The sequence below is a fragment of the Sphaerisporangium sp. TRM90804 genome (assembly GCF_029846175.1).
Taxonomy (GTDB): domain Bacteria; phylum Actinomycetota; class Actinomycetes; order Streptosporangiales; family Streptosporangiaceae; genus Sphaerisporangium.
This window is the reverse complement of record NZ_JARWAC010000016.1, coordinates 360476-383535: the sequence shown is the minus strand read 5'-3', so window position 1 is coordinate 383535 and position 23060 is coordinate 360476. Positions and strand designations below refer to the sequence as shown.

Sequence of the window (23060 nt, the reverse complement as noted above, 5' to 3'; positions counted from 1 at the left end):
GCGAACTGCTCGGCAACGCCGTCTGCCACGGGACGCCACCGATTCGGCTTTCCCTATGGGCGACGCCCGAAGACCTGTGCCTCAGGGTCACCGACCACGGCGGGGAACTGCCCCGACTGGCTCGGGGGTTATCGGTGAGCGAGGGGCGGAGCCCCCTGGGAGGTACAGCCCGAGCCGGAGTGCGCGCAGCGCGCGGAGGCGAGGCCCATGCCTTGGCGGGGGACGCGCTTGGGTCAGAGCATGATCTGCAAGGGCGTCGAGTCTGGGAGGAGGTGGGCGGAGGTGAGGAGGTGGGGGGTGGGGGTGGGGCGGGTTCGGGTGTAGTTGTGGCGGTCGGCGGAGTAGACGCGGATGCCGTCCGTGCGGCATTGACGCATGAGGGTCTCGTCCCAGTCTTCGGACAGGTCGGCTATGCCCAGCGCGGTCAGGGTCTGGCGGCGGGCCAGGACGGTGCCGCCGGTGACCTCGGGGAGGAAGCGGTGCTCGGCGCCGGGCTGGCGGAGCAGGGTCGCGCCGGTGGACTGAATGTGGGTGTAGAAGGACGCCTTGCCGATGATCTCGGCGTCCACGGCGGTGAGGTAGGCGGCGAGGTCGGCCAGGTAGTGCTCGCCGTACCGGTCGCGGGGGTCGAGGACGGCCACCAGGTCGCCGTCGGCGAGGCGGAGGGCGCGGTCGAGGGCGGCGCCCCGGGTCACGGGCTCGCGGGCCTCGCGGACGGTCAGCTCGCCCTTGTGGACCGCCTGGGCCGCCTTCTCCACCACGGCGCCGTCCAGGCCTTCGGCGACGATCACCAGCTGGCCGGGGCGGCGGGCCTGGTGGCGCAGAGCGGCCAGCAGGTTGTCCAGCTCGGCCTGCCCGGTGACGGCCGCGATGGCGGTGATCTCCGCGGTGTTCCGCACGGACGGGACGCCGATCCAGTCGAGGATGGGGTCGAGCAGCGGGGTCACCGGGACCGACGCCCGCCAGGCGTGGTGTGCCTCCGCGGTGCGCTCGGCCTCGGCCGCGAGGTGGGCGGTGACGGCCTCGGCCGTCCGGCGCAGCGCCTCTTCGTCCGCCTCGACCGGTGCGGTGAGCCGCATGACGGGGGTGCCGCAGGCTGCCAGCTCGGCCAGCGTCCTGGCCTCGGCGTCCGGGCCGGCGAGGACGAGCGACACCGACCGGTAGGCGATCAGCAGGTCGTCGTAGGAGGCCTTCCCGTCGATCAGCGGCCGCCATCCGAGGTCCGCGGGCGGCGCCCCCCGCAGCACGGTCCCGAGCAGCCCGACCCCGGCACGGCCGTTCGCCACCGGCAGCGGGCCATGGGACGCGGCACCGCCGTTGGCCTGCGTCGCGGGGTCGAGACCCGGCCGCGCCGTGTGGGAGGCGGCGCCGGATGCGGCGTCCGGCGATGTCCCGGGAAGGCCGGGCGTGGCCTCGGACGCGGTCTCGGCGGTGGGGGCCGGCTGCGCCGTGGGGGCCGGACGGGGCGCCGTGGGGCGTGGGGCGGCGGGGATGAGGTTGTGGACTCGGGGTTGGACGGCGTGGGGGAGGACGGCCACGCGGTCGTGACGGAGGGCGGCGCGCCACTCGCGGGCCCGCTGTTGGGAGGTGGCCAGGACGTGGTCGAAGTACCCGGCCATCGGGACGCTGACGGACACCGGGCCGCCGGAGTGCCAGAAGACCGTGCGGATGCCTCTGCGGCCGCACTCCTCGACGAGGTCGCGCAGACCCCGGGAGCGGCCCGCCAGCTCCTCCAGCCAGCGCCCGCCGTTGCCCTGGCGGGGGCCGGGGCGCACCGACTCCACGAAGAGCAGGTGCGGGCGGTGCTCGTCCAGCATCTCCCGCCAGTTGTCGGGGCCGAAGTTGGTGACCTGGCGCCACTCGTACCGGAACAGGGCCTCCGACTGGCGGTCCACGATCGCCGCGACGGTGAGGTACGGCCGGGTCAGCGGGCCCTTGGGGACGACGAAGCCCTCGGCCATCGCGGTGGACACGGCCGGTCCGGACGGCTCGGGCACCGCCGGGGCCACCGGCTCGGCCTCGGCCGGGGGCGGCACGGGTGAGAAGTCCGAGCGCTTGGGGGCGGGACGGCGGGACACCGGGCTCTTGAGCGTGCGGGCCACCTCGCCGGGGTTCTTGGTGTGGATGGCGTCGCCGAGCCGGGACCACCGGCTGCCCTGGACGCCCTCCAGCCGCCACTGGGCGACCTCGGTCTGGTAGCGCTGCTCGGCCAGGTTCCGGGCGAGCAGGGCCGTCCGCTTCTCGACGGCCTTCAGCCGGGCCTCGGCCTCGCGCCGCCGGGTGACCGCCTCCGCCTCCGACGCGGCCGCCTCGGCGAGCCGCCGCTGGTAGTCCTCCAGCAGCCGGGCGAGCTCGGCGGCGCCGGCCGCCGCCGCCACGGCCGCCTGCAGGGCCTGCCGGGTGCTCTCCAACTCATCACTCATGCCATCACCGTGTCCCCAGAGGTCGGGAGCAAGGATAGTCACACATCCCGGCCGACCATCTCGAACCCATACAAGTCCGTACACTCAGGCTGGTGTCCGCCTGTGGGCGGTTCCGCGACGCCGAGGGAGAGGTTCCGTGCGCAACGGGGAGTGGCCGCGGTACGCGGCGCGGCCGTACGTCTGCGGCGCCATGGGGGCCTACGACCCGGCGCGGCTGGAACTGCTGACGAAGGCCGGCCCGTCGGTCCACCTCGCGCACCGCTCGCCGGGCGCGGCGCTGTTCGCCTCCACGCCGCTGGCCCCCTACGCGGGGACGGCCACCGGCGCCGTCGAGCCGCCGCCGGGCGCCGGTGGCGGGCCGGGGCACACGTCAGCGGCTTACGCGGGGACGGGCGCGGACGCGGGACCGGATTACGCCTCGGCGCCTCACGTCGGGACGAGCGCGGGCGCGGGGCCGGGACATACCTCGGCGACTCACGCGGGCGCGGGGCCGGGCGCAGACGCAGGGCTCGGGCTCGCTTCGGCGGGGCGGACGGCCACGGGCGGGGTGAGCTTCGCCTGGGGGGAACGGCGCCCGGAGGGGGCCGCCTCCTGGCTCGCCGTGGCCGAGACGTGGGAGGCGCCGGGCCTGATCGACGCGCCCGGCGCCGTCACCCTGCACACGGGCGCCTTCGGCCTGGTCGACGTGTACTACCTGGACGACGGGGACGCGATCTACTTCGCGGGCGCCATCGAGCCGCTGCTGGCGCTGGCGCGCAGGCCGTACGAGGTCAACTGGGACGCCTGGGCGGCCATCCTCAAGCTGACCTACCCGCTGCTGGAGGACACGCCCTACCGTGAGATCCGGCGGCTGCCCGGCTCCACGGCGCTGGTCTGGTCGCGCGAGACCCGGCGCGTGAGCGTGGACAGGCGGGCGCCGCGCTGGGTGCGCGAGGAGCCGTTCGACCGGGGCGTCACCGGCGGGGACATGGTGGCCCTGCTGCACGAGGCGCTCAAGCCGTTCGACGACCGGCCGGTGCTGGTGCCGGTGAGCGGCGGCTACGACTCCCGCCTGCTGGCCTCGATCGCCGTCGCCCGCCGCATGGACGTGCGGTCGTGGACGACCAGCCCGGACGACGGCCTGGACAACGACCTCGACTTCGCCCGCTACGTGACCCGCGAGCTGGGCATCCCCCACCGCGTCGTGCCGCAGGACGCCGCCGACCACCCCGCCGAGGCGCGGTGGGCCGCCCGCAGGCTGGAGTACCTGACCAGCCACCACGCCTGGTACTCCCCCTTCGCGCGCGAGGTGCACAAGGAGGGCAGGCCCGTCGTGGACGGCCTGGCGGGCGGGCCACTGATGAAGAACTTCCTCATCACCGCCGACGCCGTCGGCGCCGGGTCCACCGCCGACCGTCAGGCCGCCCTGCTGGCGGCCCTGGCGACCGGCGAGCCGCACCTGCCCATGCTGTCTGATCAGGCCCTGGCCTTCATGGACGACCGGGTCGGCACGGCGTTCGCGCGGGCCACCTCGATGCTGCGCGGGCACCGGTCGGAGCTGCCGCTCAGCGTCCTGCACACCCGCACGGCGCGCGGCATCGCGCGCTCCCCGGTCAACCTGGTGGGCCCGGAGGTCACGCCGGTCTTCCCGTTCCTGCACCCCGACCTGTTCGACGCCGCGCTGTCGGTGCCCGTCGACCGCAAGGAGGGCGGCCGGTTCTACCAGGAGATCCTCCGGGCCGCCAACCCCCGGGTGGCCGCGCTGCCGACCACCAACGGCGCGCTGCCGCACCGCAGGGTGCCGCTGCGCTCGGGCGGGCCGGCCGCCCGCGAGTGGAACCACCGGATGCTGGTCAACGCGGCGCGGGTGCCGGGCCTGCTGTCGGAGCCGATGCTGGAGGTCGTCGGGCGCGGCCCGGACGCGCTGACGGACTTCGGATCGTGGAACTCGCGATTCTGGCTGCGCGGCCTGGTGCTTTTCGGCTCCTGGATCGCGGACTACGGGGACGTACTGGGCGATCTCACCCCGCCGTGGGCGGAAACCCCCTGAGGCCTTCGCGGGCCACGGAAAGACCTCGCGGGCGCCGTCCACGGTCCGGCGTGACCCCCGCCTGACCTGGCCGGACACGGACAGTATCGGGTGGTTTACGCGGGCATTCCCGCAGGCGCCGGCGAATACGCGGCCCGCACCCGCCGACGGCGCCCGGCCGGATTCGCGCACGCTCCGCGGGCTGCTAATGTTCCGCGAAACAGCGCCGTAATCACGCTGTCACCGAGACACCCCTTCGGTGCGGCGGCGGGCGGGAGTCGCAGGGATGACGGCTCCGGCGGCGCGAGCCCTCCTTGCACACATACCGCCCTCCCCTTTTATGCGAGCGAACTATGAGCGCTTCACCATGCCCGGACTCGGTGTCCGAGGACTTCACCTCGTCCGACCCCCGGTGGTACAAGCGGGCCGTCTTCTACGAGGTGCTGGTGCGCGGCTTCCGCGACTCCGACGGCGACGGCACCGGTGACCTGCGCGGCCTGATCGAGAAGCTCGACTACCTCCAGTGGCTGGGCGTCGACTGCCTGTGGCTGCTGCCGCTGTACGAGTCGCCGCTGCGTGACGGCGGGTACGACATCGCCGACTACATGAAGATCCTTCCGGAGTTCGGGCAGCTCGCCGACTTCGTGGAGCTCGTGGAGAAGGCCCACGAGCGGGGCATGCGCATCATCACCGACCTGGTGATGAACCACACCAGCGACCTGCACCCGTGGTTCCAGGCCTCCCGCCACGACCCCGAGGGGCCCTACGGCGACTTCTACGTGTGGTCGGACGACCCGGCCCGCTACCCGGACGCGCCGGTCATCTTCGTCGGCGCCGAGGACTCCAACTGGACGTACGACCCGGTGCGCGGCCAGTACTACTGGCACCGGTTCTTCCACCACCAGCCCGACCTGAACTACGAGAACCCCGACGTCCAGGACGCCATGCTGGAGGTCCTGCGCTTCTGGCTCGACCTCGGCATCGACGGCTTCCGCCTGGACGCGGTGCCCTACCTGTTCGAGCGCGACGGGACGGCCTGCTCCGGCCTGCCCGAGACCCACGCCTACCTCAAGCGGGTCAGGGCCGAGGTCGACCGCCTCCACCCCGACCGCGTGCTGCTGGCCGAGGCCAACGGCTGGCCCGAGGACGTCGTCGAGTACTTCGGCGACCCGACGACCGGCGGCGACGAGTGCCACATGGCGTTCCACTTCCCGCTGATGCCGCGCATCTTCATGGCCGTCCGCCGCGAGACCCGCGAGCCGATCTCCGAGATCATGTCCCGCACCCCCAAGATCCCCGACGGGGCGCAGTGGGGCATCTTCCTGCGCAACCACGACGAGTTGACGCTCGAGACGGTGACGGAGGAGGAGCGCGACTACATGCACGCCGAGTACGCCAAGGACCCGCGCATGCGGGCCTACCTCGGCATCCGGCGCAGGCTCGCCCCGCTGCTGGACAACGACCGCGACCAGATCGAGATGTTCACCGCCCTGCTGCTGTCGATGCCGGGCTCCCCGGTCATGTACTACGGCGACGAGATCGGCATGGGCGACAACATCTGGCTGGAGGACCGCGACTCGGTGCGCACCCCCATGCAGTGGAGCCCCGACCGCAACGCCGGCTTCTCCAGCGGCGACCCCGGCCGCCTGTACCTGCCGACCATCATGGACCCGATCTACGGCTACCAGGCCGTCAACGTCGAGGCCCAGATGAAGAGCGGGGGCTCGCTGCTGCACTTCACCCGCAACCTGCTGGCCGTGCGGCGGCGGCACCCGGTCTTCGGCACCGGCGCCTACACCGAGCTGTGGTCGCCGAACTTCCGCGTGCTGGCGTTCGTCCGCGAGGAGGGGGACGACGTGATGCTGTGCGTCAACAACCTGTCCAAGCACCCCCAGCCGGTCGAGCTCGACCTGCGGCGGTTCGCGGGCATGGTGCCGGTGGAGTGCCGGGGGGAGATCCCCTTCCCGGCCATCGGCGAGCTGCCCTACCTGCTCACCCTGCCCGGCCACGGGTTCTACTGGTTCTCCCTGACCCGCCGCTGAGCCGCGCGCCCGTCCCGGCGGCCCCCGCCGGGACGGGCGCGTGAGCCCACCGGGCGCGTGAGCCCACCGGACGCGTGAGCCCACCGGACGCGTGAGCCCACCGGACGCGTGGGCCCGCCGCGCAGGCCCCCTCAGCGGGGGGTGACCGGGATGCGGGCGCGGGCGGCCTTCCTGGCCGGGATGAGCGCGACCAGCAGGGCGGCCCCGACGGCCACCAGGACGGCGAGCAGCAGGGTCAGCGGGGCGGGGGCGCGCCCGATGCCCGCGCCGATGCCGCTGGCCGCCCCCTGCAGGTCGATCAGGCCCGAGGAGACCAGCGCCCCGGCCGCGGCGCCGGCGCCCACCCCCAGCACCACGAGCAGGCCCGTGCCCGTCACCAGCGTGGCCATGACCTGGCGCGGGGTGAGCCCCATCGCCTTGAGCACGGCCAGGTCGAGCGCGTGGTCGCGCAGCCCGAGCGCGCTGGCGGTGAGCAGGTTGGCCAGGCCGATCAGCGCGAGCACCACCACCAGCGCCACGATGATCACCCGGATGACCGAGAGCCGGTCGGCCAGGCTGACCGCCTGGGAGACCTCCAGCGCCTCGCCCTGCAGCCGCGAGCGGACGGCCCCGGGGTCGGCGCCCTCGCGCAGCACCAGGCCGTAGAACTGCGGCGGGACGGCGTCCTTGGGCGCCAGGCTGTCCAGCGCCACCGACAGCACCTCGCCGTCCTGCTCCGGCTCCAGCACCCGGCCGACGATGCGCACGATCAGCGGGGTGCCGCCGATCGTCAGCCGCGTGCGGTCGCCGACGCGCACGTTGAGCAGGTCGAGCAGCCCCTGGCCCGCGACCGCCTCGCCCCGGTCGCGGAACAGGCGGCCCTCCACGACCGCGAACGGGTAGGGGTCGCTGACGGTGCCCAGCGCGCGGGCCCGCACGGTGCGGGTCTGCCCGGGCACCAGGGCGTCCACCTCCGTGCCGGGGAAGGCGGCCACCACGTCGGGGTCGGCCAGGGCCACGCGGTGGGCGTCCTCGGAGGTCATCATCCCGGGCCGGACGGTGAGCGCGGCGGCCTGGCCCACCTGCTCGGGACGGTCGCGGAAGTCGTCGAGGGTGGCCCAGTAGCCGAGCCCGATGGTGATCATCATCATCGGGATCGCCAGCCCGAACGCCGTCAGGAGCGCCGGCAGCCTGCGGGTGAAGGCGTCCCTGGCGCCGAGCACCAGCGCGGGCGGCAGCCGCACCAGGAAGGCCAGGCGGGCGGCCCGCGACAGGTGTCCGCGGGGCGGCGCGGCGGCGGCGGGCAGCGGGGGCGTGCGTCCGCCGCGCCAGGCGGGCAGCCAGACGGCCACCAGCACGACCAGGGCGGTGCCGAAGGCGATGCCCAGCAGCGGGGCCGACGACAGCGGCACGACGACGGTCTCGGCGAGCGCGTAGACGGTGATCAGCCGCCCGCAGAGCACGCCGAGCGCGATGCCGAGCAGGCCGAGGCTGCCGTGCTCGACGACGAGCATGCGCACGACCTGCCGCCGGGTGAAGCCGAGGGACTTGAGCGTGGCGATGTCGCGCCGCTGGGACAGGATGCGCCCGCCGGTCGCGTTGGCGATCGCCAGGACGGCGGCCACCAGCCCGGCCGCGCCGAACAGCCCGAGCAGCACCCCCAGCAGCCGGTTGTCCAGCTCCATGGACGCCCGCACCTCGTGCCAGGTGGACACGCGCTGCACCTGGCCGGCGAGCTTGGTGATCGCGCGCTGCGCGACCAGGGCGGTGGCGTCGGGATCGGCCAGGCGCAGCCCGGTCACCGACTCGCTCCGTGCGACCTTCGGCTCGACCTGGGCGAGGGTCTGCGGCAGCGTCCACACCAGGCCGGGCGCCCACTCGGGGTAGAAGCCCTGGTCGCCGCTCTCGGCCGTCCCGGCGACCGTGAGCGTGTGCGTGGCGCCGTTCAGGCCGACCACCGAGAACGGGCCACCGGGGCGCAGGCCGAGTGCGCGGGCGAACGAGCGCTCCACCACCACGCCGCGCGGGTCGCGCGGGTCGAGCCAGCGGCCCTCGCGCATGAGCGGGCGGCCCACCGACGGCGGGACGGCGGGGGTCTCGCGCAGCGCCACCGGCGTCTTCTTGCCCTCCTGGGACAGGGTGGCCGGGGCGCTGCGGTACGGGCCCGCGAGGTCGGCGACGCCGTTCAGCGTCCTGAGCGTCGCCGGGTCGGGGGCGTCCTTGGTGTGGATCCACACGTGCGCGCCGTTGCCGCGCTCGAACAGCCCGCGCCAGGGGTTGGTGCCGTCCTCCAGCAGCGTGGCCGCGGTGATCAGCGCGGTGACGATGCCGGTCACCGCGAGCACGGCGAGCAGCGCCTGGACGCGCCGCGCCCGCAGGTCGGCGCGGATCCACCGCACCTCGGCCGGGTTCACCGATCAGCCTCGCAGCTCGACGACGTCGCCGGCGCCGCTCTTGGGGCGGCGGCGGGCGGACAGGACGGCGCCGTCGTCGACGATCTGGCCGTCGAGCAGCGTGACCACGCGGTCGGCCAGCCCGGCGACCCGGGCGTCGTGGGTGACCAGGACGATCGTCTGCCCCTGGCGGTGCACCTCGCCGAGCAGGCGGAGCACGTCCTTGGTGTTGCGGCTGTCGAGGTTGCCGGTGGGCTCGTCGGCGAGCAGGACCTGCGGCTGGTTGGCGAGCGCGCGGGCCAGGGCGACCCGCTGCTGCTCCCCGCCGGACAGCTGGGCGGGCGCCGCGTCGGCCTTGCCCGACAGCCCAAGCTCGCCCAGCAGGTAGTCTCTGCGCTCGCGCGCGTGCTTGGGCGAGGCGCCCACGAGCAGGGCCGGCAGCTCGACGTTGTCGGCGACGGTCATGTTGTCGACGAGGTTGAAGAACTGGAACACGAAGCCGATCTTCTGGCGGCGCAGCAGGGCCCACGCGCTCTCGCCGAGGGTGTCGGCGCGGGTGCCCTCCACCCAGATCTCGCCGCTGGTGCGGGTGTCGAGGCCGCCGAGCATGTGGACGAGCGTGGACTTCCCCGACCCGGACGGGCCCATGACGGCGACGAACTCGCCCGGCCGCACCGTGAGGTCGACGCCGCGCACCGCCGGCACGGGAAGGCCGCCGGTCTGGTAGATCTTCACCAGGTTCACCGTGCGCAGCGCCGGCGGCGTGCTCACCATGCTCATCGGCTCTCCTTGCGTACATGCGCCCCGCGTCGTCGCGGGGTGGCTCAGCTCGTCACGCCAGGTCCTCCTGGCAGCGTTCGAGCCAGTCGAGATCGGCCTGAAGGTGCAGCATGGCGCCTTCGATGAGGAGCTGCGCGGGGCGGTTGTCCTGGTCGGTCCGCTGGGCGAGTTCTACCAGATCGCGCATGATGCCGAGGTAATGTCGGCGCTGCCGGTTGATCAGCGCCATGCGGTCGGCGATGCCGGTCATGGGGGCGAGCACCAGTTTCATGAAGAACTCGTCGCGCACCCGCGGCCCCTCTGTGGGCTCGTCCACCCATTCGAGAAGGGCTTCGCGGCCCTCGGCCGTGCAGAAGTAGACCTTCTTGTTGGGACGGTTCGACTGCTCGACGTCGACGCTGCGCACCAGGCCGTCCTTCTCGAGGCGGCCGAGCGTCACGTAGATCTGCCCGATGTTGGGCGAGGGGTAGGCGTCGCCGAAGATCTGCTCAAGAGCCTGTTTCAGCTCGTAGCCGTGGGCAGGTTCCTTGGCCAGGAGCGCCAGCAGCTGGAGCCGCACGCTCCACCTCCCTCGGGCAAGTTACCTGAGTGTTACACGACCATCCGTTGACGTTCACATTACCGTCATGCATAACATGAATGCATCTACATAACACGCATGTAACCCAAGAAATACCTGGAGGACACGTGCGGCGCCTCGCCCCGCTACTGCTCGCGGCCCTGCTGGCCGCCGGCTGCGCGGGCCTGGGCGAGGCCGACACCGGGCGCGTGCCCGGCAACGACGGCACCGGCCCGATGACCTTCGCCACCGGGCGCGACACCACCGCCTACCTCCAGCCGCTGATCGACACCTGGAACCGGGCCCACCCCGGCGAGCAGGTGACGCTGCTGGAGCTGCCGGAGGCCGCCGACGAGCAGCGCGCGCAGATGGTCGCCAACCTGCAGGCCAGGAGCGAGCGCTACGACGTGCTCGGCCTGGACGTGGTGTGGACGGCCGAGTTCGCGGACGCCGGCTGGATCGTCCCGCTCGACCGCAGCATGTTCCCGCTCGACCGGTTCCTGGCGCCCGTGGTGGACACCGCGGTCTACCGCGACAAGCTGTACGCGGTGCCGTACTCCAGCAACGCGGGGCTGCTCTACTACCGCAAGGACATCCTGGACGCCGAGCGCCTGCAGCCGCCCAAGACCTGGGCCGAGCTGCGCGACCAGGCCAGGCGTCTGGGCAGGAAGTACAAGCTGGACGGCTACGCGGGCCAGTTCCTGGCCTACGAGGGCCTGACGGTCAACTTCGCCGAGGCGGTGCAGTCAGCCGGCGGCGAGATCCTCAGCCCCGACGGCACCGGGGTCGCGCTCGACCTCGGCACCGCGCGGACCGGCCTGGACTTCCTGGTCGGCGGCCTGCGCGAGGGCTGGATCCCGCAGGAGGCGCTCTCCTACAAGGAGGAGGAGTCGCGGCTGGCGTTCCAGGAGGGCCGGCTGCTGTTCGCCCGCAACTGGCCGCACGCGTACGGCCCGGCCACCCGGTCGGCCGTGGGCGGCAAGTTCGCGGTGACGCGGCTGCCCGGGCTCGACGGGCCGGGGTCCAGCACGCTCGGCGGGCTCAACCTGGCCATCAGCGCCTACTCCAAGCACCAGAAGTCGGCCCTGGAGTTCATCCGGTACTTCACCGGCCTGGAGAACCAGCGCCGGGTGCTGTCCGAGGGCTCCTTCCCGCCGGTGTGGTCGGAGCTGTACGACGACCCCGGCATGATCAAGCGTCATCCGTATCTCCCGGTGCTCAAGCAGAGCATCATGTCTGCCCGGAAACGACCGGTCAGCTCCCAATACGACCAGGTCAGCCTGGTGATTTCGAGCGGCGTCTCCGACGCGCTCAACCTCAGGAAACCGAGCGACGAGACCGTCGCCACCCTGAAGCAGGAACTCGGCGAGATCGTTCGCCGTCCCTAGGCGAGGGCGACCCCCTCACCGCCTATAGCGCCCGATCACCCCTCATCCTCAACATCCTCATCAAGATCACAATTCATCGCACATTCGGGGCCTTCACCAGGAGGTAGCACCATGCGTGGCAGAACGACGACGGCGGCGGTCGCGGGGCTCATGCTCGCGCTCGCCGCGTGCGGGGGCCAGTCGAACGAGGCCCAGCCCTCGGCCAGCGCCAGCGCGCCGGCCGCCAAGCCGTTGCAGGGCACGACCCTTGAGGTCGCGGCCAAGTGGACCGCCGAGGAGCAGGCCAACTTCGAGAAGGTGCTCACCGCCTTCGAGGAGAAGACCGGCGCCACGGTCACCTACGCCTCCACCGGCGAGGACACCGGCGCCTATCTCGGGCCGCGCATCCAGGGCGGCAACCCGCCGGACGTGGCGATCCTGCCGCAGCCCGGCCTGGTCCAGCAGTACGCCGACCAGGACGCGCTCAAGCCGCTGACGCCGGAGGTCCAGACCCAGATCGACCAGAACTACACCCCGTACTGGAAGGACCTCGGCTCGGCCGGCGGCCAGGTGTACGGCGTGCTGGTGAAGGCGGCGCACAAGTCGCTGATCTGGTACCGCACCCCCGCCTTCGAGGACGCCGGCGCGCAGCCCGCGACGACCTGGGACGAGCTGGTCGGCACGACCGCCCAGTCCCTGGCCGACTCCGGCACCCCGCCGTTCGCGCTCTGCGGCGCGTCGGGCTGGACGCTGACCGACCTGTTCGAGAACGTCTACCTGTCCACCGCGGGCCCGGAGAACTACGACAAGCTCTCCAAGCACGAGATCCCGTGGACCGACCCCTCGGTGACGGCCGCGCTGGAGAAGATCGGCCAGCTCGTCGGCAAGAAGGAGTTCCTGCTCGGCGGCGCCTCCGGCGCCCTGCAGACCGACTTCCCGACCTGCGTCACCCAGGTCTACGGCCAGAAGAAGGCCGCCATGGTCATCGAGGCCGACTTCGTGGCCGCCTCGGCCGCCCAGTCGGGCGCCAAGATCGGGGAGGACGCGCAGATCATGCCGTTCCCGAAGGCCGGCGACACCGCCCCCGTCGTGCTCGGCGGCGACATCGCGGTGGCGCTGAAGGACTCCAAGGGCGCCATGGCGCTGCTGGCGTACCTGGCCTCGGCCGAGGGCGGCGCGGTGTGGGCCAAGCTCCCCGGCTACCTGTCCCCCAACCGCAACGTCTCGCCGGACAACTACCCCGACGCGCTGACCAAGCAGCTCGCCCAGACCATCATCTCGGCGGGCGAGGACGTCCGGTATGACATGTCCGACCTGGCGCCCAGCGCCTTCGGCGGCACCGACGGCAAGGGCGAGTGGAAGCACCTGCAGGACTTCGTGCGCAACCCCTCGGACATCAAGGGCACGCAGGAGAAGCTCGAGGCGGACGCCGCCAAGGCCTGGAAGAAGTAGGAGCGGCGGCCGTGACCGATCGGTTGGACGGCCCGCAGACCCCGCGCGGCGACGGCGACGCCGTCGCCCGCGGGGCCTCCCCCGGACCTGACGAGACCCCCCCGGGCGCCCAGGCGCCCACCGCCACCCACCCCGCCCTGGCGGACGTCGCCTCCGGCGAGGACGGCTCCACCAGCGGCGCTCCCCCCGCGGTCGCCACCGGCCAGGCGGCCGGCAAGGTCGCGTACGGCGCGTCGGGCGTGCTCGGCCCCTCCCCCAAGATCGCCCTGTTCTTCCTGCTGCCGGCGTTCGTGCTGCTCGGAGCCTGGGTGATCTACCCGATCGTCTACTCGATCTGGCGCAGCCTGTACGACGCCGGCGGCGGCGGCTTCGTCGGGCTGGAGAACTACGGGGCGATCTTCAGCGACCCCAGCACGCTGACCACGATCAGGAACAACCTCATCTGGGTCGTGGTGGCCCCGAGCCTGGTGACCGTGCTGGGCCTGATCTTCGCGGTGCTGACCGAGCGGATCCGCTGGGCCACCGCGTTCAAGCTCATCGTGTTCATGCCCATGGCGGTGTCGCTGCTGGCCTCCGGAGTCATCTTCCGGCTGGTCTACGAGCAGGACCCCGACAAGGGCGTCGCCAACGCGATCATCACCTCGGTGCACGACGTGTTCGCGTCCAGCAGCGGCTACCCCGGCGCACGGCCGCGCGAGAACGACCAGGCGCCCGTGGCCGCCGACCAGGGCGCCGTCGTCACCAAGCAGCCCGCGCAGGCGGGCCAGCAGGTGATGATCCCGCTGGTCGGCCTGCGGCCGGACGCGCTGCCCGACGACGCGGCCGGCGCCAAGCAGGCGTCCGCGACGCCCGGGGGGCTGGCCGGCACGGTGTGGCTCGACTTCACCCCCGGCGGCGGCACGGTCAACCAGATCGACGGCAACGAGCGGGGCATGCCCGGCATCACCGTGGAAGCGGTGTCCGGCGGAGCGGTCAAGGGCACCACCACGACCGCCCCCGACGGCACCTTCCAGTTCGCCGGCCTGCCCGAGGGCTCCTACGAGGTGCGGCTGCCGCAGTCGAACTTCTCCGCGCAGTTCGGCGGGGCGAGCTGGCTCGGCCCGGCGCTGATCACCCCGGCGATCATCGGGGCGTTCATCTGGGTGTGGGCCGGGTTCGCCATGGTGCTGATCGCGGCGGGGCTCTCGGCCATCCCGCGCGACGCCCTGGAGGCGGCGCGCATCGACGGCGCCACCGAGTGGCAGGTGTTCCGCCGGATCACGATCCCCCTGCTCTCCCCCGTCCTGCTCGTGGTCCTGGTGACGATGATCATCAACACCCTCAAGGTGTTCGACCTGGTCTTCGTCATCGCGCCCGGGTCGGTGCAACCGGAGGCCAACGTGATCGCGCTGGAGATGTGGCGGGTGTCGTTCGGCGGCGGCGGGAACCAGGGGCTGGGAAGCGCGCTCGCGATCTTCCTGCTGGTGCTGGTGCTGCCGTTCATGGCGATCAACATCCGGCGGTTCCGGAGGGAGCAGTCATGACGACGCTTACGGCCGCGCGCCCGGACACGGGCGACGCCGCGGGCGCGGTGCGCCGCAGCCCCCTGGGGCGGGTGGTGGACAAACTGGGCGGCGGCCTGGTGCAGGTCGTCCTCATCGTGCTCGCGCTGTTCTGGCTGCTGCCGACCCTCGGCCTGCTGGTGGTGTCGCTGCGCGGCGACGCCGACAACAACTCCAGCGGCTGGTGGACGTTCTTCACCAAGCCGGCGCAGCTGACGCTCGACAACTACACGAACCTGCTGGCCAGCGGGTTCACGTCGTCGTTCTGGAACACCGTGGCCATCACGGTGCCGACGACCGTCCTGGTCATCGGCATCGCGGCCATGGCTGGCTACGCCTTCGCGTGGATCGAGTTCCCCGGCCGCGACGGGCTGTTCCTGGTGGTCGTCGGGCTGCTCGTGGTGCCCATCCAGATCGCCCTGATCCCGATCGCCAAGCTCTACGGGTTCTTCGGCATCTTCGGGTCCATCCCGGGCGTGGTGCTGTTCCACGTGGCCTTCGGGCTGCCGTTCGCCATCTTCCTGCTGCGCAACTTCTTCGCCGGCATCCCCAAGGAGCTGCTGGAAGCGGCGCGCATGGACGGCGCGAGCGAGTGGAAGATCTTCTCGACCGTGGTGTTCCCACTGGCCAAGCCTGCGATCGCCTCGCTGGGCATCTTCCAGTTCCTGTGGGTGTGGAACGACCTGCTCATCGCGCTGGTCTTCGCCGACACCGGGGCCCAGCCGATGACCAAGGCGCTGCAGTCGCAGATGCGCCAGTTCGGTACCAACGTGGACATCCTCGCGCCGGGAGCCTTCCTGTCACTGATCATCCCCCTGGTGCTCTTCTTCTCCTTCCAGCGCTACTTCGTCCAGGGCCTGCTCGCGGGCTCGGTGAAGTAGCCCCGATTCGCCGGGGCGCCCGTCTCGCGGGGGCAGGCGGGCGCCCCGGCGAATCCGTTCACGATCTTCTTCCGGCGCTTGGCCCGTTCCGGTTCGCCCGCGGGCCCGCGCGACTAGGATCCCGGCATGACCGGTCGTCCATTACACGAAGTCGTCGAAGCCGGGTGGGCCCAGGCCCTGGAGCCCGTGGGCCCGCGGGTCTCCGCCCTGGGCGACTTCCTCAGAGGCGAGATCGCCGAAGGCAGGCAGTACCTCCCGGCGGGGCCCAACGTGCTCAGGGCCTTCCAGCAGCCCTTCCACCAGGTGCGGGTGCTCATCGTCGGGCAGGATCCCTACCCGACCCCCGGGCACGCCGTCGGCCTCAGCTTCTCGGTCGCCCCGGACGTCCGCCCGCTGCCCGGCAGCCTCGTCAACATCTACAAGGAGTACGCCGCCGACCTCGGCCTGCCGCCGCCGTCCAACGGCGACCTCACGCCGTGGACCGAACAGGGCGTGCTGCTGCTCAACAGGGTGCTCACCGTCGCGCCCGGCAAGCCCGCCTCCCACCGCGGCAAGGGGTGGGAGGAGGTCACCGAGCAGGCCATCCACGCGCTGGTCGCGCGTGGGGAGCCGCTCGTCGCCATCCTGTGGGGCCGCGACGCCCGCTCGCTCAAGCCGATGCTCAAGCACGTGCCGTCCGTGGAGTCTGCGCACCCGAGCCCGTTGTCGGCGCGCAACGGCTTCTTCGGCAGCCGGCCCTTCAGCCGGGCCAACGCCCTGCTCGAACAGCAGGGCGCCTCGCCCATCGAGTGGAAACTGCCCTGACCGCCCGCCGCGGGGGCAGGCGTCCTACGGCTGCCCCCCGGCCTCGCGCAGCGCCGCGCCCACGAGCGCGCGGGCCTCGTCCTGCACCCGCGCCAGGTGCCCGGAGCCGTTGAACGACTCCGCGTAGATCTTGTAGACGTCCTCGGTGCCCGAGGGCCGGGCGGCGAACCAGGCGTTCTCGGTCGACACCTTGACGCCGCCGAGCGGGGCCCCGTTCGCGGGCGCGGTGGTCTCGATCTTGGTGACCGGCTCTCCGGCCAGCTCGCCGGCCGTGACGTCGTCGGCGGACAGCCGCCCGAGCACCGCCTTCTCCTCCCGGCTCGCCGGGGCGTCCACCCGCGCGTAGGCGGGGTCCCCGAACCGCGCGGTCAGCCCGGTGTACAGCTCGCTGGGCGATTCGCCGGTGACCGCGATGATCTCCGCGGCGAGCAGGGCCAGGATGATCCCGTCCTTGTCGGTGGTCCACACCGAGCCGTCGCGGCGCAGGAAGGACGCGCCCGCGCTCTCCTCCCCGCCGAAGCCGAGCGAGCCGTCGAGCAGGCCCCCGACGAACCACTTGAACCCGACCGGCACCTCGTACAGGTCGCGCCCGAGGTCGGCCACCACTCGGTCGATCATGCCGCTGCTGACCATGGTCTTGCCGACCCGCGCGCCCTGCGGCCACCCGGGCCGGTGGCCCCACAGGTAGGAGATCGCCACGGCGAGGTAGTGGTTGGGGTTCATCAGCCCGCCGTCGGGGGTGACGATGCCGTGCCGGTCGGCGTCCGCGTCGTTCCCGGTGGCCACCTGGTACTCCGAGCGGCCGGCGATCAGGGAGGCCATGGCGTACGGCGAGGAGCAGTCCATCCTGATCTTGCCGTCCCAGTCGAGCGTCATGAAGCGCCAGGTGGGGTCCACGGCCGGGTTGACCACGGTGAGGTCGAGGCGGTGCCGCTCGGCGATCTCGCCCCAGTAGGCGACGCTCGCGCCGCCGAGCGGGTCGGCGCCGACGCGCACCGAGGCCCCGCGGATCGCGTCGAGGTCGAGCACCGACGGCAGGTCGTCGACGTAGGAGCCGAGGAAGTCGTACCGCCGCGTGGTGGCGGCCGCGATCGCGCGGGCGTAGGGGACGCGCCGGACCTCCTTCAGGCCCCCGGCGATCAGCGCGTTGGCGCGGTCCTGGATCCACGAGGTGGCGCCGGTGTCCGCCGGGCCGCCGTTGGGCGGGTTGTACTTGTACCCACCGTCCCTGGGCGGGTTGTGCGACGGCGTCACCACGACGCCGTCCGCCAGGCCGGTGGCGCGCCCGCGGTTGTGGGCGAGGATCGCGTGGGAGACCGCCGGGGTGGGGGTGTAGCCGTCACGGTCGTCGACCAGCACGGTGACGTCGTTGGCGGCGAAGACCTCCAGCGCCGTGACCCGCGCGGGCTCCGACAGGGCGTGGGTGTCGACGCCCAGGAAGAGCGGGCCGTCGACGCCCTGCAGGGCCCGGTACTCGCAGATGGCCTGGGTGGTGGCCAGGATGTGGTCCTCGTTGAAGGCGGTGGCGAGCGAGGAGCCGCGGTGGCCGGAGGTGCCGAAGGACACCCGCTGCCCGGGGACCTCCGGATCGGGGTGCAGGGCGTAGTACGCCGTCACGAGACGGGGCACGTCCACCAGATCGGATGCCTGCGCCTGCGTCCCAGCGCGCTCGTGCGCCATCAGAACTCCTCGTCCACGCTCGTCACGGTCGGGGGCCGACTACCCCGGTCTTTCGCATTCCACCGGTTTCCGGGGCATGTGGCGACCCATGGCTGATGCTACTCACCTCGGCTATTGCGGTGGGAGGTGCGTCATTCGCGTTGAACAGCTGGTTTGACCCAGTTTGTAAGGGGGCTTTCCAGTAGGATCGGGACGGCGGTGGACCGGCCGGATCCGCGACGACCGGCCGCTCCCATTCCGGCGCCGGACGCCTGGTCCGGCGGCCTGTCCGGGCCGTGGCCCGATCGCGACCGTGGTCGCCGGACGGAGGAGGACGCGTTGAGCCGAGAATCTCCGGACGGCTTCGACCCCACCACGCCGAACTCGGCGAGGATCTACGACTACATGCTCGGCGGCAAGGACAACTTCGCCCCCGACCGTGCCGCGGCCGAGCAGATCATGAAGGCGTTCCCCGAGGCCCGCCAGGCCGTCCGCTACAACCGCGTGTTCCTGGTCAACGCCGTCCGGTACATGGCCGCCGAGGAGGGCATCCAGCAGTTCGTCGACATCGGCGCCGGGCTGCCGACGCAGCCCAACGTCCACGAGGTCGCCCGGGCCGTCCATCCCCTCGCGCGCACGGTGTACGTCGACAACGACCCCGTGGTGTGCGTGCACGGGCGTGCCCTGCTGGCCAACACAGCCACCGTCGCCATGATCCACGGCGACCTGCGCAAGCCCGAGGACCTGCACGACCAGATCTCCCGCACCGGCCTCATCGACTGGGACCAGCCCGTGGGCATGCTCATGGTCGCGGTGCTGCACTACCTGGCCGAGCCGGAGGAGCACCTGAACCGCCTGCGCGCCATGATGGCGCCCGGCAGCCACCTGGCGATCAGCCACCTGTCGTCGGTCGAGGAACGGACCCCCAGCGCGAACCGGCTGAAGGAGATCTACGCCAAGACCAGCACGCCCCTCGTCCCGCGCACGCCGGAGGAGGTCGACGTGTTCTTCGGCGACTTCGAGCGCGTGGACCCCGACCGCTACGCCACCGAGGACGTCCTGCCGACCTACAGCAGACTCGGCTTCGGCGCCGTCGCCCGCAAGCCCTGACCCGGCCGGCTCGCGGCCGGGTTCAGCGCGCGACCTCGCGGGCGGCGTCGGCCGCCTCGGCGACCGCCGTCGCGACGTCCAGCACGGGGTAGACGACGTGGCGGACGACGCGTGAGGCGTCGGTGACGAGGATCAGCCGTTTCATCCTGAGGGTCTGGCCGATCCTGAAGGTGGGCAGGCGCAGGGCGGCGGTGAGGCGCAGGTCCATGTCGGACAGCAGGGGGAAGGCGATGTCCTCCGCGCGGGCGAAGACCGCCTGCTCGTCGGGGCGCTGGGTGCTGACGCCGCGGACGGCCACGCCGTCGGCCGCCAGGGCCGGGGCCGCCTGGCGGAACAGGCGGTTCTCCAGCGTGCAGCCGACCGCGCCGGGGACCGTGTCCCAGCCGGGCGGCAGGGGGCCGGGGATGCCGGTCGCGGGGTAGGCGAACAGGATCGTGGCCCGCGCCGCCGCGACGACGTCCACCTCCGCCGGCGTCCCGCCGAGCCCCGCGCCGGAGATCGCGTCCTCGCGCCCGGGCGCTCCGGAGCGATCAGTGTCGCGCCCGGGGCCGCCGGAGCGGACCGTGTCGCCCGTGGGTGCGCCGGAGGGGGCGGGGACTCGGGTGGGGGGCGTCGTGGCGGGGAGGCGGAGGGGGGACGGGATGGGCGTGCCCAGGAGGGCGTGGACGCGGGCGGACTCGGCGCTCTCGGGGGCGGCGCTGCCGGTGAGGGAGCCGTCGGCCAGCAGCCAGCGGTCGCCCCAGTCCTGCATGGCGATGAGGACGGGGGCCAGGGCCGCGCCGGTGGGGGTCAGCACGTACTCGTGGCGGGTGGGGCCGGTCTGGTAGGGGCGGCGTTCGAGCACCTCGTGGTCGACCAGGTGCCTGAGGCGCTCGCTGAGCACCTTGCGCGAGACGCCCAGCTCGGCGAGCAGCTCCTCGAAGCGGTGGTGGCCGCGGGTCACCTCGCGGACGATCAGCAGGCTCCACCAGTCGCCGACGACCGCGGCGGCCTGCGCGATCGCGCACCACAGATCCCGGTCACGTAGTTCACGACCCATGCGCGAACTTTACACCCGCGTCGGTCTCTGATAGGAACTCATCAGTTCCCAAAGGAGACTGACTATGCCCACGCCCCCGCCCGCGGTGACCGTCGCCTGGGCGACCTTCCACAGGACCTGGTCGGTCACCCGGCGCGCGTACCCCTGGTCGTACTTCGTCGGGACGCTGATGCTCGGCGTCTTCACCGTGGGCCTCGCCCACCTCGGGCTGGAGGCGATCGGCGGCGGGCGGGTGGCGGCCAGCTTCGCCGCGGCGACCGGCACGGCCGACTACCTCGGGTACATCACGGTCGGCGCCGCGGCCTTCATGTTCACCACCCACGGCATCCTGTGGGTCGCCAAGGCGCTGATCCAGGAGCAGCGCGAGGGGACACTCGGAGCCCTGCTCGTCACGCCGCCTGGCCGGCTGCCGTACCTGGCGGGGTTCACCGCCTTCGCCTACACCGCGATCGCCCTGGAGGTGACCGTCCTGGTGGCGTGCGCCCGCGTCCTGGGGGTGCGCCTGGAGTCGACCGGCCCGCCGGACGCGCTGCTGGCCGTGCTGGCACTCGGTGTCGCGGTGTTCGGGATGTCGGCGGTGCTCAGCGCCGTGATGATCATCGCGGGCGAGGCGCACATCACCCAGAACACGCTGTTCTTCGCCATCGCCCTGCTGTCGGGCTTCACCTTCCCGCGCCAGGACCTGCCCGCCGTCCTTCGGTGGGCCGGCGAGCTGGTGCCCACGACCGCGGCGATGGACGTGGTCAGGGGCGCCTTCACCACGGGCGCCGGGGTGTCGCCCGGCCGCCTGGCCGCGGCCCTCGGGCTCGGCCTCGCCTACGCCGTCGCCGGGCTGCGCTGGCTTCCCCTCGCCGAACGGCACGCCATGCAGAGGAGCTACTGATCATGATCAGGACGGACGACCTGCGCAAGGAGTTCCGCACCCGCCGCACCACGGCGGTGGCGGTGGACGGGCTCACCCTGGAGGTCCCGCGAGGGCGCGTCACCGGCCTGCTCGGGCTGAACGGCGCCGGCAAGACCACGACCATCAAGATCATGGCCACGCTGCTCCACCAGACCAGCGGCACCGTGCGCGTGGACGAGCTCGACCCGCTGCGGCAGCCGGACGCCGTGCGCCGCAGGATCAACCTCATCGCGGGCGGCGAGCGCATGGTCTACGCCCGCATGACCGGCCGGGAGAACCTCTGGTACTTCGGCCGCCTCTACGACGTGCCCCGAGCCGTCCTGCGCGGCCGCGTCGAGGAGCTGCTGGAGCTGGTGGGGCTGACCGCCGCCGCCGACACGACGGTGGAGCGCTACTCGCGCGGCATGGCCCAGCGGCTGTCCATCGCGCGCGGGCTGGTCAACGACCCGGCCTACCTGCTGCTCGACGAGCCCACCCTCGGACTGGACGCGCCGATCGCGCGCGACCTGCGCCGGCTGGTGGCCCGGCTGGCCCGCGAGGGCACCGGAGTGCTGCTCACCTCCCACTACCTGACCGAGGTCGAGGAGCTGTGCGGGCACGTGTACGTCATCGGCGAGGGCAGGCACGTCACCGCGGGCAGCCCGGCCGAGCTCACCGCGCGGGCCGGCTGTCACCGCACCGTCCGCATCCGGCTGGCCGAGCGGTCGCCGGGGGTCGAGGCCGCCGTGGCCGCCTTCGCCGCCCGGCTCGGCACGGACGCCGGGCTGGAGCCGGCCGACGACGGAGGCGTGGTGGTCTCGCTGAGCCACCCCGACGACGTCGCCGGCCCGCTCGCCATGGCCGTCGTCGCCGCCGGAGGCACCCTCGCGGGCCTGGAGGTGGCCGAGCCGTCCCTGGAGGACGCCATCCTGGCCCTCGCCGACGCCCCCCGCCTGGTCACCGCGTGATGGCGTCACGGGCCCACGAGACCCCGCCGTACCGCCTCGGGGACCTCTCGCGGGGCGCGACGGCCGGTCCACGGCAGGAGGAGCCCCCGTCATACCGCCGGACCGAGGCCGTCTGGCGGGCCGCGGCGGCCGGCCCACGGCGGGAGTCCGCGCCGCACGGCCGTGCCGGGGCGTTCTCGCGGCGCGCGGGGGCCCATGATCGGATGGCCCCCCGGCCGCACGAGACGCTGCTGTACGGCCTGGGCGGGAAGCCGGGGCGCGGCCGGGAAGGGACCGGGCCTCGCGCGTTCCGGAGGGGCCGGGCGCTGCGGCACGCGGGGCGGGTCTTCGCGGCGGAGGCGCTCAAGCAGCACCGGCGGATCTTCGGCGGCAAGCTCGTGGTCTTCTCGATGCTGATCTGGCCGCTGATGCAGCTCGCGGCGACGTACTACACCGTGCGCCCGCTGGCGGCGACGCCCGGGATCGCCGGGCGGTGGCCGCTGGCGGCCGACCCGGAGCGGCTGCTGGCGTTCCTCGCCACCGGCGCGCTCGGGTTCACGTTCTTCTTCTCCCTGGTGCAGTCGGCCTGGCACTTCTCGTTCGAGCGGGTCACCGGCACGCTGGAGCTGCTGTTCCTGTCGCCGGCCAACCGGCTCGCCATCGTCGTGGCCAACGGGTTCGGCGCCCTGGTGCAGAACGCGTGGCTGTTCACCTGCTTCACGGTGGCCATGTTCACCGTGCTCGACGTGGCGCGCGTGGCCCACCCGGGGATGTACGCCGTCGTGCTGCTCGCCGTGCTGGTGCCCGCCGTCGCGTGGGGCGCGCTGCTCAACAGCCTGTTGATCTTCTCCCGCGACTCGGCCTTCCTCTACACGCTGCTCGACGACCCCATGTGGTTCGCCGCGGGCGTCCGGCTGCCGCTGTTCGCGCTGCCCGGGTGGATCAGGGCGGCGGGCTCGCTGCTGCCGCTCACCGGCAGCCTGGCGGTCGTCAGGGGGGCGCTGCTGGACGGGCAGACGCTCGGGCAGCTCACGCCCGCCCTGCTGTGGGTGGCCGCGCTGTCGGCGGCCTGCCTGCTCGGGGCCGTCGCGGCGCTACGGCTCGGCGAGGCCCGGGCGCAGCGCACCGGGCGGCTCCGGCTCTTCTAGCCGGGCCCGGCGACCCCCCCGCACGGGGACGGCGCGGGCCGGCGA

General features: G+C 72.8%; 17 protein-coding genes. 11 read left to right on the top strand and 6 right to left on the bottom strand.

Translation table 11 applies throughout. From position 1 onward, the window contains the following. Positions 1-233 precede the first annotated feature (233 nt). Entirely contained in the window at positions 234-2423 is a 2190-nt protein-coding gene (locus PYR91_RS21940) for a hypothetical protein (protein WP_279782317.1), read from the bottom strand. 136 nt (positions 2424-2559) lie between these two features. On the opposite strand from PYR91_RS21940, the gene PYR91_RS21935 reads away from it, so the two are divergent. After that, positions 2560-4452, top strand: a complete 1893-nt coding sequence (locus PYR91_RS21935) for an asparagine synthetase B family protein (protein ID WP_279782315.1) — start codon at positions 2560-2562, stop codon at positions 4450-4452. Between the two features lie 332 nt (positions 4453-4784). Continuing rightward, positions 4785-6473 carry a maltose alpha-D-glucosyltransferase gene (treS, locus tag PYR91_RS21930; RefSeq protein WP_279782314.1) on the top strand — a complete coding sequence of 563 codons (1689 nt, stop codon included), beginning with the start codon at positions 4785-4787 and terminating at the stop codon, positions 6471-6473. A 131-nt stretch (positions 6474-6604) separates the two neighbouring features. Here the strand turns inward: treS and PYR91_RS21925 are convergent, their stop codons facing one another. Genes PYR91_RS21925 through PYR91_RS21915 form a run of 3 tightly spaced genes read right to left on the bottom strand, consistent with a single transcriptional unit; the run spans position 6605 to position 10184 of the window. Continuing rightward, on the bottom strand, positions 6605-8866 hold the full coding sequence (locus tag PYR91_RS21925; protein WP_279782312.1) for an FtsX-like permease family protein: 2262 nt from the start codon (positions 8864-8866) through the stop codon (positions 6605-6607). Positions 8867-8869: 3 nt separating this feature from the next. Continuing rightward, positions 8870-9619 carry an ABC transporter ATP-binding protein gene (locus tag PYR91_RS21920; protein WP_279782352.1) on the bottom strand — a complete coding sequence of 250 codons (750 nt, stop codon included), beginning with the start codon at positions 9617-9619 and terminating at the stop codon, positions 8870-8872. Between the two features lie 58 nt (positions 9620-9677). Further along, entirely contained in the window at positions 9678-10184 is a 507-nt protein-coding gene (locus PYR91_RS21915; protein ID WP_279782311.1) for a PadR family transcriptional regulator, read from the bottom strand. Between the two features lie 128 nt (positions 10185-10312). Here PYR91_RS21915 and PYR91_RS21910 point away from each other — a divergent pair, with 128 nt between their 5' ends. The 5 genes from PYR91_RS21910 (at position 10313) to PYR91_RS21890 (ending at position 16229) form a co-directional block, all read left to right on the top strand. Then, positions 10313-11572, top strand: coding sequence for an ABC transporter substrate-binding protein (locus PYR91_RS21910; protein ID WP_279782309.1), 1260 nt, complete (start codon positions 10313-10315; stop codon positions 11570-11572). A gap of 111 nt (positions 11573-11683) precedes the next feature. Further along, positions 11684-13003, top strand: coding sequence for an ABC transporter substrate-binding protein (locus PYR91_RS21905; protein WP_279782308.1), 1320 nt, complete (start codon positions 11684-11686; stop codon positions 13001-13003). A gap of 239 nt (positions 13004-13242) precedes the next feature. After that, a complete protein-coding gene (locus PYR91_RS21900) occupies positions 13243-14526 on the top strand; it encodes an ABC transporter permease subunit (RefSeq protein ID WP_279782350.1) in 1284 nt (427 codons plus the stop codon). Beyond that, on the top strand, positions 14523-15425 hold the full coding sequence (locus PYR91_RS21895) for a carbohydrate ABC transporter permease (RefSeq protein WP_279782307.1): 903 nt from the start codon (positions 14523-14525) through the stop codon (positions 15423-15425). The genes PYR91_RS21900 and PYR91_RS21895 overlap by 4 nt, the downstream gene beginning before the upstream one ends. 126 nt (positions 15426-15551) lie before the next feature. After that, positions 15552-16229, top strand: a complete 678-nt coding sequence (locus PYR91_RS21890) for a uracil-DNA glycosylase (protein ID WP_279782305.1) — start codon at positions 15552-15554, stop codon at positions 16227-16229. A 24-nt stretch (positions 16230-16253) separates the two neighbouring features. Here PYR91_RS21890 and pgm read toward each other — a convergent pair whose 3' ends face one another. Next, entirely contained in the window at positions 16254-17909 is a 1656-nt protein-coding gene (pgm, locus tag PYR91_RS21885) for a phosphoglucomutase (alpha-D-glucose-1,6-bisphosphate-dependent) (RefSeq protein WP_279782304.1), read from the bottom strand. Between the two features lie 318 nt (positions 17910-18227). Here pgm and PYR91_RS21880 point away from each other — a divergent pair, with 318 nt between their 5' ends. Next, on the top strand, positions 18228-18998 hold the full coding sequence (locus PYR91_RS21880; RefSeq protein ID WP_279782303.1) for an SAM-dependent methyltransferase: 771 nt from the start codon (positions 18228-18230) through the stop codon (positions 18996-18998). A 22-nt stretch (positions 18999-19020) separates the two neighbouring features. On the opposite strand, the gene PYR91_RS21875 is transcribed toward PYR91_RS21880, so the two are convergent. Then, positions 19021-20037, bottom strand: coding sequence for a winged helix-turn-helix transcriptional regulator (locus PYR91_RS21875; protein WP_279782301.1), 1017 nt, complete (start codon positions 20035-20037; stop codon positions 19021-19023). Positions 20038-20101: 64 nt separating this feature from the next. Between PYR91_RS21875 and PYR91_RS21870 the strand changes: the two genes are divergently transcribed. From PYR91_RS21870 to PYR91_RS21860, 3 genes are all read left to right on the top strand, one after another. Further along, positions 20102-20920, top strand: a complete 819-nt coding sequence (locus PYR91_RS21870; protein ID WP_279782299.1) for an ABC transporter permease — start codon at positions 20102-20104, stop codon at positions 20918-20920. A 2-nt stretch (positions 20921-20922) separates the two neighbouring features. Then, positions 20923-21888, top strand: coding sequence for an ABC transporter ATP-binding protein (locus tag PYR91_RS21865; protein WP_279782297.1), 966 nt, complete (start codon positions 20923-20925; stop codon positions 21886-21888). A 203-nt stretch (positions 21889-22091) separates the two neighbouring features. Continuing rightward, entirely contained in the window at positions 22092-23015 is a 924-nt protein-coding gene (locus PYR91_RS21860) for an ABC transporter permease (RefSeq protein ID WP_279782295.1), read from the top strand. Positions 23016-23060: the final 45 nt, after the last annotated feature.